We start from the raw sequence: 16,584 nt of genomic DNA, 5'->3' as shown, positions 1-16,584 counted from the left end.
TCAGTCTGCCAGCGCGGGGCGGTCCTGGACAGGGGCGAGATCGGGGGAGGCTGCGGCGAGGCGTCCGGCTCGGCGCGGATCCTGCAGCAGGCCCAGGGCGGGGATGATGCCGGGCCGACGCGACATGGTGCGCAGGCCCACCAGGGTCCCGGCGGTGACGGCTTCTTTGAGCCCGGCGCCGAGCCGGCCGCCGAGATGGACGGGGAGCGCGGTGTCGTCGCGTCGCGCGAGTTGGAGCAGGCCTGCCCTGCGACCGAGGCTGAGGCACTGTCCGGGGATCGCGAGGGACCTGCCGCGCGGCGCGTCGCCGGCCACGCGCCGAAGCACCGTGTCCGCAGCCTGCGCCCCGAGGGGCTGCGCAGCGGCGCAGCACATCCGGTAGGGCACCCCGGAGGGGGCGGCGCAGTCCCCGGCGGCGACGATCCGCTCGTCGTCGAGGCTGGTCAGCGTCTCGTCGGTGACCAGGCGGCCGAGGGGATCGGTTCTCAGACCGCTGCGACGGGCCAGATCGGGGACGCCGAACCCCGCGGTCCAGACGGTGAGGGCGCTCGGCAGCTCGCGGCCATCGGCGAGGTGCACGCCCCCGTCGACGACGGCAGCCGCCCGGGCGCCCGCGCCGGCGAGGACCGTGGCACCGAGCCGCCCCAGCTGTCGCGCCACCGTGGCCCGTGCCGCGGGGTGCAGGGACGGCCCGAGCCGGTCGCCGGCGAGCAGGGTGACCGGGCGGCCGGACTCGGCGAGCTCGGCGGCGACCTCGATCCCGGTCGACCCGCCGCCGACGACGGTGACCGGTGCACGGGTCGGCACGGCCGCCAGGGCGTCCCGGAGGTCGTCGGCCTGCTCGAGAGTGCTCAGCGCGATGGTGTGCTCCGCGGTGCCGGGCACCTCCGACGTCGCGGCATGGCTGCCGACCGCATAGACCAGGTGGTCGTAGCGCGCGACGGCACCGGAGGCCAGCACGAGGCTCCGGGACGGGGCATCGATCCTGGTCACGGAGTCGACGGTGAGGCGGATGCTCGGCGCCAGCACGTCGGCGTACGGCACCGTCGCGCCGTACGTGCCGGTTGCCCGCTGGTGCAGCCGGATCCGCTCGACGAAATCACGGCGGGGGTTGATGAGGGTGACGGACAGCTCGTCGGACGTGCTCAGCCGGTTCGCGGCGACGACGCCGGCGTAGCCGCCTCCGATGACGACGGCTTCGAGGGTGCGGGTCATGGGTCTCACTCCTGGGTCTTCCTGCGTGAACGGGTCTGCCCATGGGACACCGCAGGCGGCGGAGGTGTGACAGCGCGCCGCGCGGGGAGGGCGATGGCCCGCGGCCACCCACCCGAGGCGCGGCGGTCGGCGAGGACTACTCTGGGGGCATGGTGGACGGCCCTCGGCGCTGGTGGGGCGGGCCGCTCGACACGGAGCACCTGGCCCGGACCGAGGTGCGCCGGGTGCGCGACGCCGCTGCCGAGCTCGCCGCGGCCCGCGGCCTGGACATCCGCATCGACACCACCGATGCGCTGACGGCCGCGTCCTTCGCCGCCCATGAGCATCTGCGCATCGACGGCCGGGCCCCGCGGGCGTGGGGTGAGTTCTCCGGTTTCGTCGCAGGTCGTGACGGCTGGGTGCGTCTGCACGGCAACTATCCCCATCACGCGGCGATCATCCGCGAGGTGCTCGGCATCGACGATCGTGCCGGTCTCGAGCGGGAGGTCGGGCGCCGCGAGGTCGCCGAGGTCGAGACCCGGATCGCGGCCGCCGGCGGGATCGCGGTGGCGGTCCGCGCCGAGCACGAGTGGCAGGGTCATCCCCACCACCTCGCCACCGCCGGGGACCCCTGGTCGAGCGTCGACGACCGCCGGGGCAGGCCCGAGCTGAGCAGCCTTCACGAGCCCATCGCGGCTCCCGCCGGCGCGGTCGAGGGACGTCCCGCGACGCTGCCGCTGACCGGGGTGCGAGTGCTCGATCTGACCCGGGTGATCGCCGGCCCCACCTGCACCCAGCTCCTCGCCTGCCTGGGTGCGGACGTGCTCCGGATCGATCCTCCGCACCGTCCGGAGATCCTCGCCCAGCACCTCTCCACCGGGATGGGCAAGCGCTTGGCACTGCTGGACCTCCGGCGCGACGCGGATCGGCTGCGGGAGCTCGCCGCCGAGGCCGACGTGATCCTGGACGGCTATCGTCCCGGTGCCCTCGACGCCCACGGTCTGGGCACCGAGGACCTCGAGCGGACAGCCCCGCAGGCTGTGCTCGTCTCCCTCTCCGCCTGGGGTGAGCACGGGCCCTGGGGCGGACGGGCGGGCTTCGACTCGATCGTCCAGGCCGCGACGGGGATCGCGGTGCGCTGCGGCACCGACGGGCGGCCCGGCGCCCTCCCCGTGCAGGCCCTCGACCATGCCAGCGGGCACCGGATGGCCGGGCACATCCTCGACGGCCTCGTCCGCGGCCGGGCGACCACGATCCGGGTGAATCTGCTCGGCGCGGCCCGCACGCTGCTGGCCGAGCCGTCGCCGGACGCACGGGCCGCCCCGCCCGCCGTCGGACGCGAAGCGCTCGAGGTGCCGCGGGTGAGCGTCATGTCCGCCGACGGACCGCTGGAGGCGGTGCCGCCGCCGCTGCGGATCGAGGGACGCACCCTCGAGCGTCCCGTCGGCGGCTACGGCGCAGCGACGGTGGGCTGGACCCGATGACCGCGGCGGGTGGTTCTTCCCCGTCCGCATACTCCGAGATCTGCAATGCCGTTCGCACCCAGCCCTATGGCAACAAAAGCGCAGAGCACGGCTGGGTGGAGCGGATCGGAGAAGCCGCTCCGCACGGCATCCGAGCGATCAGCTCAGCAGCTCCCGGATGTCCTGGGCGGTCATCGCGGAGCGGAAGGCCTCCCCGCCGTCGGTGAAGGCGTCGAACAGCTCCGCCTTGCGCTGCTGCAGGGCGAGCACCTTCTCCTCGATGGTGTCCTCGGCGACCATGCGGTACACCATCACCTGGTGGTCCTGCCCGATCCGGTGGGCGCGGTCCACGGCCTGGTTCTCCGCCGCCGGGTTCCACCAGGGATCCAGCAGGAACACGTAGTCGGCCTCGGTCAGCGTCAGCCCGAAGCCGCCCGCCTTCAGCGAGATGAGGAACACCGGGGCGTCGCCCTCGCGGAATCCGGCCACGGCCGCGTCGCGGTCGCGGGTGGACCCGTCCAGGTGCGCGTAGCGGATTCCGCGCTCCTCGAGCTCGCCCGCGACGCGGTCCAGGTAGGAGGTGAACTGGCTGAACAGCAGCACCCGGTGCCCGTCGCCGAGCACCTCCTCGAGCCGGTCGAACAGCGCCTCCAGCTTCGAGCTGGGCACCTCGCCGTACGCCTCGGCGTCGACCAGGCGAGGATCCAGCGCCATCATCCGCAGCAGGGTCAGGGAGCGGAAGACGATGAACCGCTGACGATCCAGGTCGGACTCGATCAGGCCCAGGACCTTCTTGCGCTCGCGCTGCAGCATCGAGTCGTAGACCGCACGATGCTGCTCGCCGAGCGTCACGGTCAGCACCTGCTCGTGCTTCTCGGGCAGCTCGGAAGCCACCAGCTCCTTCGTCCGCCGCAGCAGGAACGGCTTGACGCGCCGACGCAGCAGCTCCATCCGGCTCGGGTGCTCGCCCGTCTCGATCGGCAGCGTGTACCGCTGGCGGAAGCCGTTCGCGCCGCCCAGCAGACCCGGGGCGACCAGGTCCAGGATCGCCCACAGGTCATCCAGCGAGTTCTCCATCGGGGTGCCGGTGATGGCCAGGCGGAAGTCGGCGCGCACGCCCTTGGCCGCGCGATGGGTGCGGGAGCGGCGGTTCTTGACGAACTGGGCCTCATCGAGCACGAAACCCTGGAAGGTCTGCGCGGCGAAGTCCTCGTCGTCGATGCGCAGCACCGTGTAGCTGGTCACGACGAGATCCGCGCCCGCGATGTGCTTGCTCAGGGGTGCGCCGCGGGAGGCGGAGGTGCGATCCAGCACCCGCACGTCCAGGTCCGGGGTGAAGCGCTCGGCCTCGCGGCGCCACACCGGCAGCACCGAGGCGGGGGCGACGACCAGGAACGGGGGCGCGTCGGCGGCGGATCCCTTGGGGGCGTGCTCCTCGCGGGCGCGGGCGATCAGGGCGAGCGTCTGCAGGGTCTTGCCCAGGCCCATGTCGTCGGCGAGCACTCCGCCCAGGCCCTGGTCGAACAGGGTCGCGAGCCAGGCGTAGCCCTCCCGCTGGTAGGGGCGCAGATCGGCGTCCAGGGAATCGGGCAGTGCAGGCGGGTCGGCGTCGGGGGCGGTCCGCACCCGGCCGACGGTGCGCTCCCAGGCCGCGCTCGCGGCGGCCTCGTCTGCCATCTCCTCGAGGTCGTTCCACATGTCCACCTGGAAGCGGCTGAGCTGCTGCTGCTCCGGCTCCCATTCCGCGAGCGCCTCGCCCTCGCGGATCAGCTCCCGCAGGGTGTCGAACGCCGGGTGGTCCAGGGAGAAGTAGGTCTTGTCCGGCAGCAGCAGCCGGCTGCGCCCGCGGGCGAGCGCGACGAAGAGGGTGGGGAAGGGGATCTCCCGGCCTTCGACGGTGATCTGGAAGCCGAGGTCGAACCAGTCGTTCTTGCCCGGGGTGGTCTGCTGGGTGATGCGCACGTCCGGGGCGCCGTCGAGCTCGCGGTAGGCGTGCCGTGTGCCGACCACCTCGGTCTCCACATGATTCATCGCCGCGAGCTCGTCGAGCACGTGCTCGGTGAACTCGGCGGTGTCGGGGCCGCTGAGCAGCTCCGGATCCGCGGAGCCCGCCGTCGGCCACCGTGTCATGGCGGCGGCGATCACCTCGTCCTCATGGGCGAGGTCGCGCCGGGCCCCCTGCCGCTGGTCGATCGGCAGCAGGCGATCGGGATCGTGATAGTGCCAGGACCAGCGCAGCGTGAGGCGGTCGCCGGAGGCGTAGGAGGCGGAAAGGCGCAGGGTGGGGCGCCGTGCGGCCGGGATCTGGACGCTGGCGTCGGAGCTGGTCACGCTGGTCAGGGAGCGCAGCTGGGGGTAGGCGACCTCGAGGAAGGCCTGCCGGTCCGCGGCCGGGACCCGCAGCGGTCGGCGGCGCTGGAGCAGCGAGCGCAGCGCGCGGGGGACCGGGGAGACCAGCGGGGCGATGCGGGCGGCGAGGGCGTCCTCGCCGTGCGGGGCGACGTCGAGCACTCCGGCCGCGCCCAGCAGACGAGCCTGCGGGGCGTGCTCGCCGTCGAGGGTGAGGCGGGGGAGCACCTGCAGGTCCTCCGCCGTCTCGTCCAGGCGCAGGTCGAGGCCGACGTCCGCCTCGCCCAGCAGCGCGACCGAGGTCAGGCCCGCTCCCGGCAGCAGCTCGACCCCGGCGTCGCGCGCATGGACCAGCGACTGCCACAGCAGCGGGGAGGTGATCGTGTTCAGCCACAGGTGGTCGATGGCCCCGCTGGAGTAGGAGCGCTCCGCGGAGGCGGAGGCGAACAGCCGCGAGAGGGCCTCGGTCTGGACCGCGTCGTACTCCCGGGCCGACAACCGGCCCTCGAAGCTCCGCCAGGACAGGTCGCCCTTGATCCAGGACCCGGTGCGGCCGCGGGTCAGCGGTCGCAGCCCCAGCCACAGGTCGGCGTCGGTCCCCAGATCCGCCGGGGTGGCGGTCTCGCGCCGGTTCCGGGAGGCTCCCGCACCGGACGGGCCGGCCTCGAGATCCACCCCGATCGCCAGCGGCCGGGCCGCCCCGCGAGGGCCCGAGGAGCCCAGCAGGGGACGCAGCACGCTGCGCCACTCGGGCGGCGGGTCCGATGCCTCGGCGCGGGTGCCCAGGTCGTTCAGCCGGTACAGCAGCGCCGCGACGTGCTCGCAGCTGCCGCCGGCGGAGCAGCTGCACTCGGAGGAGCGCGGTCGCCACAGGCCGCCCGGGGCCGAGGGCAGGAACCGCCGCGAGACGGCGTCCTCCTCGTACTCCACCAGCACTGCTCGGGGGTGCTGGACGGTGCCGTCCTGATCGGTGACGTCGGCATCGACCGTCGAGGTGTCGGCGTCCCAGTGCAGGTCCTCGACGCTTCCGCCGCGGGCCCGGGCGAGCCCCCGGCCCGCGGACCGGTCGCCGACGTGGTGGCTGATGGCCGACGGCAGCAGGCGGGGGAGGAGGACGGCGTCAGGCATACCTCCCAAAGTAACGTCGCGAGCGGATCGATGACGAGTGGGGGCCGGGGCAGCGGGTAGTCTCACAGCGGACGTCCGGCCCGGGCCCCGCCGTGCGGCGGCCCCGCCCGGACGACGACACCCCCGTCCTCATGAGGAGATCCCTGTGGCACGACTGTTCGGAACCGACGGAGTGCGCGGACGCGCCAACGGCGACATCACCGCGGAGCTCGCGGTCGAGCTCTCCGTGGGAGCGGCCCACGTCCTGGGCACGCTGGGTGCTTTCGGCGGCAGTCGGCCGCGCGCCATCGTGGCCCGGGACACCCGCCCCTCGGGGCACTTCCTCTCCGCCGCCGTCTGCGCGGGCCTCGCCTCCGCCGGGGTCGACGTGCTCGACGCCGAGGTGCTGCCCACCCCGGGTCTGGCCCACCTGGTCCAGTCCACCAGCGCGGACCTCGGCGTGATGATCTCCGCCTCCCACAACCCCGCGCCCGACAACGGCATCAAGTTCTTCGCCCGCGGCGGCACCAAGCTGCCCGACGAGGTCGAGGATGCGATCGAGGCGCGGCTCGGCGAGGAGTGGGACCGACCCGAAGGGGCCGACGTCGGCACCATCACCCGGTACGAGGGCGCGGTCGACGCCTACGTCGAGCACCTCGTCGCGACCCTGGATCGTTCTCTGGAGGGGCTCAGCGTGGTCGCCGACTGCGCGAACGGCGCGGCCTCCGAGACCGGGCCCCAGGCGCTGCGCCGCGCCGGCGCCACCGTCCACGTGATCGGTGACCACGCCAACGGCGGCCTGATCAACGACGGCGTCGGCTCCACCCATCTCGGCCCGCTGCAGGCTGCGGTGCGCGAGCACGGAGCCGACATCGGGGTCGCCTTCGACGGCGACGCCGACCGCTGCCTCGCGGTCGACGCGGACGGCAAGATCATCGACGGCGACCAGATCATGGGCATCCTCGCCCTCGACCTCAAGGAGAAGGGCCGCCTGCACGACGACACCCTCGTGGTCACCGTCATGAGCAACCTCGGCCTGAAGCTCGCCATGCGCGAGCACGGGATCATGCTGGGCCAGACGGCGGTCGGGGACCGCTACGTGCTCGAGGAGATGACCCTCGGCGACTACTCCATCGGCGGCGAGCAGTCCGGCCACGTCATCATCGCCGAGCACGCTACCACCGGCGACGGCGAGCTGACCGCCCTGCACCTGCTCCAGCGCATGGCGGAGACCGGCCGCACCGCCCGCGAGCTGGCCGACGTCATGACCCGCCTCCCGCAGGCGCTGATCAACGTCAAGAACGTCGACAAGGCCCGCGCCACCATCGACCGCGGCGTGCTCGACGCCGTCGCCGCGGCGGAGGCGGAACTGGGGGAGACCGGCCGGGTCCTGCTGCGCCCCTCCGGCACCGAGCCCGTCGTCCGCGTCATGGTCGAGGCTCCCTCCGACGAGGTGGCCGGCTCGGTCGCCGAACGCCTCGCCACCATCGTCCGGGACCGCGTCGCCCTCTGACCCCACCCCACCCGCCGCGCCGACCCCACCCCGAGTGCCGGGCCCTCCCCAGCGCCGAGCTCACCCCCGCGCCGACCCCACTCCCGCGCCGACCCCACTCCCGCGCCGAGCCCACTCCCGCGCCGAGCCCACTCCCGCGCCGAGCTCTGCGTTGATGGTGCCAAGATCGATCTTGGCAACGATTGTGCAGAGTTCGGCCGGGGGCGGGCTGGTTCGGTGGCGAGAAGGGCCGGTTCGGTGGGGAGGGGCCGGTTTCCGGGTTGGCTGCCCCGGCTCTTCTTCCGAGCTCTGCGTTGATGGTGCCAAGATCGATCTTGGCCACGATTGTGCAGAGTTCGGCCGGGGGCGGGCTGGTTCAGTGGGGAGGGGCCGGTTCAGTGGAGCGGGCCGGGTCGGCGGGCGGCAACGCCGGCACGGGCGGGTTCGCCGGACGGTGACGGCTGCGGCCGCTCAGACTTTGCGCAGCAGCACCGAATGCACGCGGTGTCGGCCGTCCTTGCGCAGCACGAGGTCTGCGCGGCCGCGCGTGGGCAGCACGTTCTCGGTGAGGTTCGGCCCGTTGATGGTGCGCCAGATCCGCTCCGCCGTCTGCACGGCCTCGTCATCGCTGAGGTCCGCATAGCGCCGGAAGTAGGAGCGCGGGTCGGAGAACGCGGTGCGGCGCAGCTGCAGGAAACGGTCGACGTACCAGCGCCGGACGTCCTCGACGCGGGCGTCGACGTACACCGAGAAGTCGAAGAAGTCCGAGACCGCCATCCCCAGGCGCCCGTCGCGGCGCGGCCGGGCCGGCTGCAGCACGTTCAGACCCTCCAGGATCAGCACGTCGGGCTGCTCGACCACGACCCGCTCGTTCTCGAGGATGTCGTAGGACAGATGGGAATACACCGGGGCTTCGACCCGTTCCTGCCCCGACTTCACGTCGGCGACGAAGCGCAGCAGGCCGCGTCGGTCGTAGCTCTCGGGAAAGCCCTTGCGATGCATGATGCCGCGCCTCTCGAGCTCGGCGTTGGGCAGCAGGAAGCCGTCGGTCGTCACCAGCTGGACCTGCGGCGTCTCCGGCCAGCGCGCCATCAGCTCGCGCAGCAGACGGGCCGTGGTCGACTTGCCGACCGCGACCGAACCCGCCACGCCGATGATGTACGGGGTGCGGTGCTGATGATGGTCCAGGAAGCCCTCGCGGTCCCGGCGCAGCGCCTGCGCCGCCGCGACCTGAATGTTCAGCAGACGGGAGATCGGCCGGTAGACGGCGTCGACCTCTCGCAGGTCCAGGCGGTCGCCCAGGCCTCGCAGCTTGGCGATGTCGTCCTCGGACAACGGCAGAGGGGTCTGATTGGACAGGCGTGCCCAGTCATCCCGCGGGATCTCCTCGAACGGGGTGACGGTGCTCGACGCTGAAGCGGCCTTCATGGCCATGATTCTTCCAGCTCCGGGCCGAGAAACCGGCCACCACGCTGTGAGATGAGACCGGCGCCCGAAGGGATGGCCCGCCCGCGCCCGACGGGAGCGGCGTCTGCGCCGACCGCCCGCGCCCGACGGGACGACCGACCGTGCCTCACGGGAGGACCGCCCGCGCCCGACCGGAACGACGTCTGCACCGACCGACCCCGCTCGGCCCGCTCCGTCGGGCGAACCGAGCCTCCCCGCCCGGCACGCTCCGTCGGGCGAACCGACCACTCATCGCCACTGCGCGAATCTGACCGGTCGTGCGCAGGTTCGGCCAGGCGCATGCACGCACCCCCGTCAGGGTGAGGAACGACTCCTGCCGAGGCCGCTCGGAAGCGGCGCGAGAGCTCCGGGATCGTTAGCGTGATCGGCATGTGTGGAATCGTCGGATACGCAGGCCCGCAGGCCGCAGCCCCCTCCTCCCGTCCCGTGGACGTCGCCCTCCAGGGCCTCGCCCGCCTCGAGTACCGCGGCTACGACTCCGCAGGCGTCGCCGTGCTCGACGACGACGGCGTGCGCGTGACCAAGCGCGCCGGGAAGCTCGTCAACCTCCGCGACGCCCTCGACGGCGCGCCGGAGACCACCGGACAGGTCTCCATCGCCCACACCCGCTGGGCCACCCACGGGGGCCCGACCGACATCAACGCCCATCCCCACGTCGGCGGCCGCGACGGCGAGCTCGCCGTGGTCCACAACGGCATCATCGAGAACTTCGCGACCCTGCGCGCCGAGCTCGAGAAGGACGGCCGCTCCTTCACCTCAGAGACGGACTCCGAGGCCGCCGCGCACCTGATCGCCCGCGAGATGGAGTCCGCCGGCGACCTCACCGAGGCGATGCGTCGCACCGCCTCCCAGCTGGAGGGCGCCTTCACCCTGCTGGCCGTGCACCGCGATGCCCCGGACACCGTCGTCGCCGCCCGCCGCAACTCCCCGCTGGTCGTGGGCCTCGGCGACGGCGAGAACTTCCTCGGCTCGGACGTGGCCGCCTTCGTGGACTCCACCAAGGAGGCCCTCGAGATCGGCCAGGACCAGGTCGTCACCGTCACGGCGAATTCCGTCGACCTGATCGACTTCGACGGGAACGAGGTCACCGACGCCAAGCGCTACACCATCGAGTGGGACGCCGCCGCCGCGCAGAAGGGCGGCTACTCCTCCTTCATGGCCAAGGAGATCCACGAGCAGGCGAGCGCCGTGGCCGACACGCTGCTGGGTCGCCTGGCCGCCGGCTCCCTCCAGCTCGACGAGATGGACATCGACCCCTCCGTGCTGCGCAGCGTCGACAAGATCGTCGTGGTCGCCTGCGGCACCGCCGCCAACGCCGGCGAGGTCGCCAAGTACGCCATCGAGCACTGGTGCCGCATCCCCACCGAGGTCGAGCTCGCCCACGAGTTCCGCTACCGCGACCCGGTCGTCACCGAGAAGACCCTGGTGGTCGCGATCTCGCAGTCCGGCGAGACGATGGACACCTTGATGGCCGTGCGCCATGCCCGCGAGCAGGGCGCGAAGGTCATCGCGATCTGCAACACCCGCGGCTCGACCATCCCGCGGGAGTCCGACGCCGCGCTGTACCTGCACGTCGGCCCCGAGATCGCCGTCGCCTCCACCAAGGCGTACCTGGGCCAGATCGCCGCCTGCTATCTGCTGGGTCTGTTCCTGGCGCAGGTGCGGGGGAACCTCTACCCCGACGAGATCGCGGCGCTGATGGGCGATCTCGAGCGCATCCCCGACCAGATCCAGCAGGTGCTGGACAACTCCGGGCAGATCGAGCGGCTCGCCGATCAGATGCAGGACGTCACCAGCGTGCTGTTCCTGGGTCGTCACGTCGGCTACCCGACCGCGATGGAAGGGGCCCTGAAGCTCAAGGAGATCGCCTACATCCATGCCGAGGGCTTCGCGGCCGGCGAGCTCAAGCACGGGCCGATCGCCCTGGTCGAGGAGGGCCAGCCGGTCTTCGTGATCGTGCCCTCGCCCCATGGCCGCCACTCGCTGCACGCCAAGGTGGTCTCCAACATCCAGGAGGTGCGCGCCCGCGGTGCCCGCACCCTGGTGATCGCCGAGGAGGGCGACGACGCGGTGCTGCCCTACGCCGACGAGGTGATCCGGGTGCCCGCCACGCGCACCCTGTTCGCGGCCCTGCTGACTGTGATCCCGCTGCAGATCTTCTCCTGCGAGCTGGCCACCGCGAAGGGCCTGGACGTGGACCAGCCGCGCAACCTCGCCAAGTCCGTCACCGTCGAGTGACCCCGGCGGCCGGTGGTGACGTCCTCTCGTCCGTCCGGCCGGTTGCGGCGACCCTGCCCGATAGGGCTGCCACACGATCCTCGGGTCGGGGTGTGATACTGCGGGGATGAGCAGCTTCCCGACCGCGACGCCGACGCCCGGCCCCGACGACAGCTTCGGGGGCCGGGCGTTCGCGCCCCGGGAGGACGGCACCGTCGCCGGTGTGGGCGTCGACGTCGTGGGCATCTCGCGCCTGGCCGCGATGATCGAGCGCACCCCCGCTCTGCTGGCGCGCCTGTTCACCCCGAAGGAGCGAGAGCTGTCGGCCGCCTCCCGCGCCGCCCGGGTCGCCGCGAAGGAGGCCGTGGGCAAGGCCCTCGGCGCCCCCGGGGACTTCTCCTGGCAGGACGTCACCGTCGAGCGCACCGAGGCCCGCCGCCCCTATCTGCGCCTGCGCGGCGCCACGCTGCGGGCCGCCGAGGCCCAGCGCGTCGCCCACCTGCACCTCTCGCTCTCGCACGACGGGGACATCGCGACCGCGATCGTGGTCGCCGAGCGCGGCGAGCCCGCCGACCACGAGGAGGCACGATGATCCGCGGCTACACCACCGAGCAGGTCCGCGCGGCGGAACGTCCTCTCCTGGACGCCGGCCGACCCCTGATGCAGCATGCCGCGCGAGCGCTCGCCGGCCGGGTCGCAGAGCACCTGCGCGCCCCCGACGAGCCCTCTGTCGTGGTGCTCGCCGGCAGCGGGGACAACGGTGGGGACGGGCTCCACGCTGCTGCCCTGCTGCGCGGTCAGGGGATCGCCGCCGACGCGATCGCCGCCGCCGACGGCTTCCATGCCGGCGGGGCCGAGGCCCTCCGCGAGGCCGGAGGCACCCTCCACGATCTCGACGACACGGACCCCGAGGATCTGCAGTCCCGGCTCGCCGAGGTCGACCTCGTGCTGGACGCGATCGTCGGAATCGGCGGCCGTCCCGAGGTCCCTGCGCGCCTGACCACGCTGCTGGAGGCGGTGCGTCGCTGCGGAGTACCCGTGATCGCGGTCGACGTGCCCAGCTTCGTCGATGCCTCCACGGGACAGGCGGCGCCCGGTGCCCTCGCGGCGCGCGAGACCGTCACCTTCGGGGCCGTCAAGGCCGGGCTGCTGCTGCCCGGCGGCGCCGAGCTGGCCGGCCACGTCCACCTCGTCGATCTCGGCCTGGCCGATCACCTCCCGACCGAGGCCGCCGTGCTGCGCCTGGACGACGCCGAGGTGACGGAGCGCTGGCCGCGCCCGGAGCGGGACGCCACCAAGTACTCCCGCGGCGTGGTCGCGATCGCCGCCGGCAGTCCTCGTTTCCCCGGCGCCGCGGTCCTGACCTCCACGGGGGCGGCCCGTTCCGGTGCCGGGATGGTCCGGGTCATCGCCCCGCAGAGCGTGCTGGACCTCGTCCTGCACACCCGCCCCGAGGTCGTCGGGCACCCCGCCGAGTCGGTCGACCCGGAGGCGATCGGCCGCCTGCACGCCCTCGTCGTCGGCCCCGGCCTGTCCGGTGATGATCCTCGCACCCGCGCCGGTGTGGACCTGCTCAGCACCGCCGGGGGAGAGGGCGCACGGGGAGAGGTCGCCCGGGGCGTGATCGACGCCGGGGGCCTCGATGCGATCGGCGCGGCGCACCGCTTCTCCGGAGACGTCGTGCTGACCCCGCACCGCGGAGAGGCGGACCGCCTGGCCGAGCGGCTGGGGATCGACCGGGACCTCCCCGGCTCCGATCTCGCGGTCGCCCTCGCGGCGGCGACCGGAGCGACCGTCCTGCTCAAGGGCGCGATCACCCTCGTCGCCCCCGCCGACGGCGGGCCGCTGCGCACCCAGGACGATGCCACCAGCCAGCTCGCGACCGCCGGCACCGGGGACGTTCTCGCGGGAATGGCCGGGACCCTGCTCGCCGCCGGGCTGGCGGGCCCGGACGCCGCGTCGCTGGCCGCGATCCTGCACGGCCGCGCCGGGCGCCTCGCCTCCCGGGACGGGATGCTGCCCCTGGTCGCCCTCGACGTCGCCGAGCACGTCCCCGAGGCTCTCGGGACTATCCTGGCGAGCGCCCTGTCGTGAACCGAGGAGCTCGATGACCATTCCGATCCCCGCCGAGGACCCTCGGCACGTGCCCAACCGGGCCGTGATCGACCCTGCGGCGATCACCCAGAACACCCGGGCGCTGACCGGACTGCTGGAGGAACAGACTGCCCTGATGGCGGTGGTCAAGGCCGACGGTTACGGGCACGGCATGCTCACCGCCGCTCGGGCCGCGCTCGAGGGCGGGGCCACCTGGCTCGGCGTCGCCCACCCCGCCAGCGCGCTCGCGCTCGCCCGCGCCGATCTCGACGCGCACATCCTCACCTGGCTGTACGAGCCGCACACCGCCGAGATCGTGCTGCCCGAGGTGCTCTCCTCCGGGATCGACGTGTCCGTCGGCTCCCCGGAGATGATCGCGCTCGTGTCCGACGCCGCCCGACAGGCCGACCGTCGGGCCCGCGTGCACCTGAAGATCGACACGGGCATGGGGCGTGGCGGGGTCCTGCCCTGGCAGATCCGTGAGCTCGGTGCGGCGATGGTCGAAGACGACTTCCTGCAGGTCGTGGCCGCCTGGACCCATCTGACCAGCGCGGACGACCCGGCCGATCCGGCCACCGACCAGCAGGTCGAGCTGTTCGACTCGGCGTGCGCGGCGCTCGAGGAGGAGGTGGGGCCCGTCCCGCTCCAGCACATCGCCAACTCCGCCGCGCTGCTGACCCGCCCCGACCTGCACCGCGACCTGGTGCGCCCCGGCATCGCCCTGTACGGCTATCCGCCGGTCGCCACCGACGTCCCGCTGCGCCCCGCCATGACCCTCAGCAGCCGCCTGGCCATGGTCAAGGAGGTCCCCGAGGGCCACAGCATCGGCTACGGCCGGATCCACACCACCGCCCAGCGCACCCGCGTCGGCCTGGTGCCGCTCGGCTACGCCGACGGGCTGCACCGTGCCGGCAGCGACCGCTGCGAGGTGCTCGTGCGCACCGAGTCCGGGGACCGCCGCGCCGCCCAGATCGGCCGGATCAGCATGGACCAGATCGTCATCGACCTGGGCCCGGACTCCGACGCGCGCGCCGGGGACGAGGTGTTCGTCTTCGGCGACGCCGGGGGAGCCCCCAACGGCCCGGCCGCCACCACCGCCGACGACTGGGCGCGGGCCGCCGGGACCATTCCCTACGAGATCCTCACCTCCGTCTCCGGGCGGGTCACCCGGGAAGTGCTCCCGTGAACGACCTCGAGATCCGCACCCTGGACGCCGACGGCACCCGCGCCGCCGCCCGCGCGCTCGCCACCGTGCTGCGCGCCGGCGACATGCTGGTGCTGGACGGTCCGCTCGGCGCCGGCAAGACCACCTTCACCCAGGGGCTCGGCGAGGGCCTCGGGGTGCGCGGTCCCGTCGCCTCCCCGACCTTCGTCATCGAGCGGGTCCACCCCAGTCTCCGCGGCGGCCCCGCCCTCGTGCACGTGGACGCCTACCGCCTCGGCGGGGGCGGCGACATCGACGACCTCGACCTCGAAGCCGACCTCGACGCCTCCGTCACCGTCGTGGAATGGGGCCGCGACCGGGTGGAGCACCTCGTGGACTCCGTCCTGCTGGTCGAGCTCGAACGGCCCGACCAGGTGGAGGACCCCGACGACCCCGACGAGCCCCGCACCCTGCGCCTGACCCCGAGCGGCCGGCGCTGGGACGAGCGGGCGCGCACCGAGCTCGCCTCCGCGCTGTCCGCGCTGTCCGGAACGTCTGCGCAGCCCGGCCCCTCCGTGCAGCCCGGCCCCTCTGCGCGGCCCGGCCCCTCCGCGCAGCCCGGCCCCTCCGTGCAGCCTGGCCCCTCAGTGCAGCCCGGCCCCTCCGCCAAGCCTGGCCCCTCCGCGCAGCCCGGCCCGTCAGCGGACGCTGCACAGCGCGTCCCGTCCGCACGCGAAGGATCCGCCGCCACCGACGAGGAGAACCGCTGATGCTGCTGGGAATAGACACCTCCGGAGCGGTGAGCGTCGCCGTCGCCCGTGGAACGCTCGGCGGGGACGGGCACGCCCCGGAGATCCTCGCCGTCCGCGGCGATGACCGCGCCCGTCACCACGACGAGGTGCTGCTGGCCCTGGTCGAGGAGACGATGGCCGAGGCGGGCGCCGGGCGCAGCGACCTCACCGGCATCGTCGTCGGCCGCGGGCCCGGCCCGTTCACCGGTCTGCGGGTGGGGCTGGTCGCCGCCCGCAGCATCGCCGGGGTGCTGGACCTCCCGCTGCACGGGATCAGCTCGCTGGACGCCCTCGCGCACCAGGCCCTCGCCGCCGCCGGAGGCGAGGGGACGGCACCGGTCACCGTCGCCGTGGCCCTGGACGCCCGCCGCCGCGAGGTCTACCACGCGCGCTACCGCCGCGCCGCCGACGGCACCGTCACCCGCGAAGCGGGACCGGCCGTGGACGCGCCCGCGGATGTCGCGGCCGAGCTCACCGCCTGCGACCTCCTGGTCGGCTCCGGGACCGGACTGTACCCGCAGCTGCTGCCGGCGACCGCCGAGATGGCGCACGCCGACGCCGGGCACCTGATCCTCGCCGCCGCGCAGCGGATCGCCCGGGGCGAGGACCTCTCCGACACGGCGCCGCTGTACCTGCGCGAGCCCGACGCCGCCAAGCCCACCGCCCGCAAGAGCGCCCTGGGCCGCTGAGATGACGGACCAGCATGCGTCGGGCTCGGCACCCGACGGAGCCGCCGGGAGCGCCGCGGGAGCCCACCGCGACGCGGAGCCGACGGGGAAGTGGGGCCTGCGCCCCGCGACCCTCGAGGACGTCGAGGCGATCGCCCACGCCGAGCTCGAGCTGTTCCCCGACGAATCCTGGACCGTCTTCCAGCTCGCCGAGGAGGTCGCCCACCCCGACCGTCGCTACGTCCTCGCCGCCGACGGCGTCGACGCGCAGGGGCGGCTGCTGGGGTACGCGGGGATCATGATCGCCGGAGACCTGGCCGACCTGCACACCATCGGCACCCTGCGCGAGGGCCTCGGCATCGGCCGTGCGCTGCTGACCTGGTGCGAGCAGCAGGCCCGCGCCGCCGGCGCCACCTCGATGCTGCTCGAGGTGCGCGAGGACAACGCCCGCGCCCGCCGCTTCTACACCGCCGCCGGGTACTGCGAGATCGACCGGCGCCGCGGCTACTACCGGATCCGGGGCCGGGGGATCGACGCCCTGGTCATGCAGCGCACTCTGGCTGCGTGAGCGGGCGGGTGCCCGGCCGCAGGGCCGCGC

12 protein-coding genes are annotated in these 16,584 nt (G+C 73.6%); 9 read left to right on the top strand and 3 right to left on the bottom strand.

The features are described 5' to 3' along the window. Positions 1 to 1,215 carry an NAD(P)/FAD-dependent oxidoreductase gene (locus tag JOF44_RS07115; protein WP_209889099.1) on the bottom strand — a complete coding sequence of 405 codons (1,215 nt, stop codon included), beginning with the start codon at positions 1,213 to 1,215 and terminating at the stop codon, positions 1 to 3. A gap of 149 nt (positions 1,216 to 1,364) precedes the next feature. On the opposite strand from JOF44_RS07115, the gene JOF44_RS07110 reads away from it, so the two are divergent. Continuing rightward, a complete protein-coding gene (locus JOF44_RS07110) occupies positions 1,365 to 2,678 on the top strand; it encodes a CoA transferase (protein ID WP_209889096.1) in 1,314 nt (437 codons plus the stop codon). A 138-nt stretch (positions 2,679 to 2,816) separates the two neighbouring features. Here JOF44_RS07110 and JOF44_RS07105 read toward each other — a convergent pair whose 3' ends face one another. Then, on the bottom strand, positions 2,817 to 6,134 hold the full coding sequence (locus JOF44_RS07105; protein ID WP_209889093.1) for a DEAD/DEAH box helicase: 3,318 nt from the start codon (positions 6,132 to 6,134) through the stop codon (positions 2,817 to 2,819). Positions 6,135 to 6,279: 145 nt separating this feature from the next. Here JOF44_RS07105 and glmM point away from each other — a divergent pair, with 145 nt between their 5' ends. Next, positions 6,280 to 7,626 carry a phosphoglucosamine mutase gene (gene glmM / locus JOF44_RS07100; protein WP_209889090.1) on the top strand — a complete coding sequence of 449 codons (1,347 nt, stop codon included), beginning with the start codon at positions 6,280 to 6,282 and terminating at the stop codon, positions 7,624 to 7,626. A gap of 450 nt (positions 7,627 to 8,076) precedes the next feature. Here the strand turns inward: glmM and coaA are convergent, their stop codons facing one another. Next, entirely contained in the window at positions 8,077 to 9,033 is a 957-nt protein-coding gene (coaA, locus tag JOF44_RS07095; protein WP_209889087.1) for a type I pantothenate kinase, read from the bottom strand. Between the two features lie 408 nt (positions 9,034 to 9,441). Between coaA and glmS the strand changes: the two genes are divergently transcribed. The 7 genes from glmS to JOF44_RS07060 all read left to right on the top strand — a co-directional run bounded on the left by glmS (position 9,442) and on the right by JOF44_RS07060 (position 16,554). Beyond that, positions 9,442 to 11,310 carry a glutamine--fructose-6-phosphate transaminase (isomerizing) gene (gene glmS / locus JOF44_RS07090; RefSeq protein ID WP_209889084.1) on the top strand — a complete coding sequence of 623 codons (1,869 nt, stop codon included), beginning with the start codon at positions 9,442 to 9,444 and terminating at the stop codon, positions 11,308 to 11,310. A 106-nt stretch (positions 11,311 to 11,416) separates the two neighbouring features. After that, the gene (locus JOF44_RS07085) at positions 11,417 to 11,881 is read left to right on the top strand and encodes a holo-ACP synthase (protein ID WP_209889082.1); all 465 of its coding nucleotides are present in this window, start codon (positions 11,417 to 11,419) and stop codon (positions 11,879 to 11,881) included. Then, positions 11,878 to 13,383 (top strand): NAD(P)H-hydrate dehydratase, encoded by a 1,506-nt coding sequence (locus JOF44_RS07080; RefSeq protein WP_209889079.1) that lies wholly within the window; start codon positions 11,878 to 11,880, stop codon positions 13,381 to 13,383. Before JOF44_RS07085 ends, JOF44_RS07080 begins: the two co-directional genes overlap by 4 nt. A 13-nt stretch (positions 13,384 to 13,396) precedes the next feature. Beyond that, positions 13,397 to 14,569: an alanine racemase gene (gene alr, locus JOF44_RS07075; RefSeq protein WP_209889077.1), complete on the top strand. Its 1,173-nt coding sequence runs from the start codon at positions 13,397 to 13,399 to the stop codon at positions 14,567 to 14,569. Further along, complete coding sequence (tsaE, locus tag JOF44_RS07070) at positions 14,566 to 15,297, top strand: tRNA (adenosine(37)-N6)-threonylcarbamoyltransferase complex ATPase subunit type 1 TsaE (RefSeq protein ID WP_377785295.1); 732 nt, start codon at positions 14,566 to 14,568, stop codon at positions 15,295 to 15,297. Before alr ends, tsaE begins: the two co-directional genes overlap by 4 nt. Beyond that, positions 15,297 to 16,007, top strand: a complete 711-nt coding sequence (gene tsaB, locus JOF44_RS07065) for a tRNA (adenosine(37)-N6)-threonylcarbamoyltransferase complex dimerization subunit type 1 TsaB (protein ID WP_209889074.1) — start codon at positions 15,297 to 15,299, stop codon at positions 16,005 to 16,007. Before tsaE ends, tsaB begins: the two co-directional genes overlap by 1 nt. Before the next feature lies 1 nt (position 16,008). Further along, positions 16,009 to 16,554 carry a GNAT family N-acetyltransferase gene (locus JOF44_RS07060; RefSeq protein ID WP_209889071.1) on the top strand — a complete coding sequence of 182 codons (546 nt, stop codon included), beginning with the start codon at positions 16,009 to 16,011 and terminating at the stop codon, positions 16,552 to 16,554. The last annotated feature ends 30 nt before the right edge of the window (positions 16,555 to 16,584 follow it).

The sequence above is a fragment of the Brachybacterium fresconis genome (assembly GCF_017876515.1).
Classification (GTDB): Bacteria; Actinomycetota; Actinomycetes; order Actinomycetales; family Dermabacteraceae; genus Brachybacterium; species Brachybacterium fresconis.
Note: the sequence above shows the minus strand (reverse complement) of the source record. Positions and strands in the feature narration are given on the sequence as shown.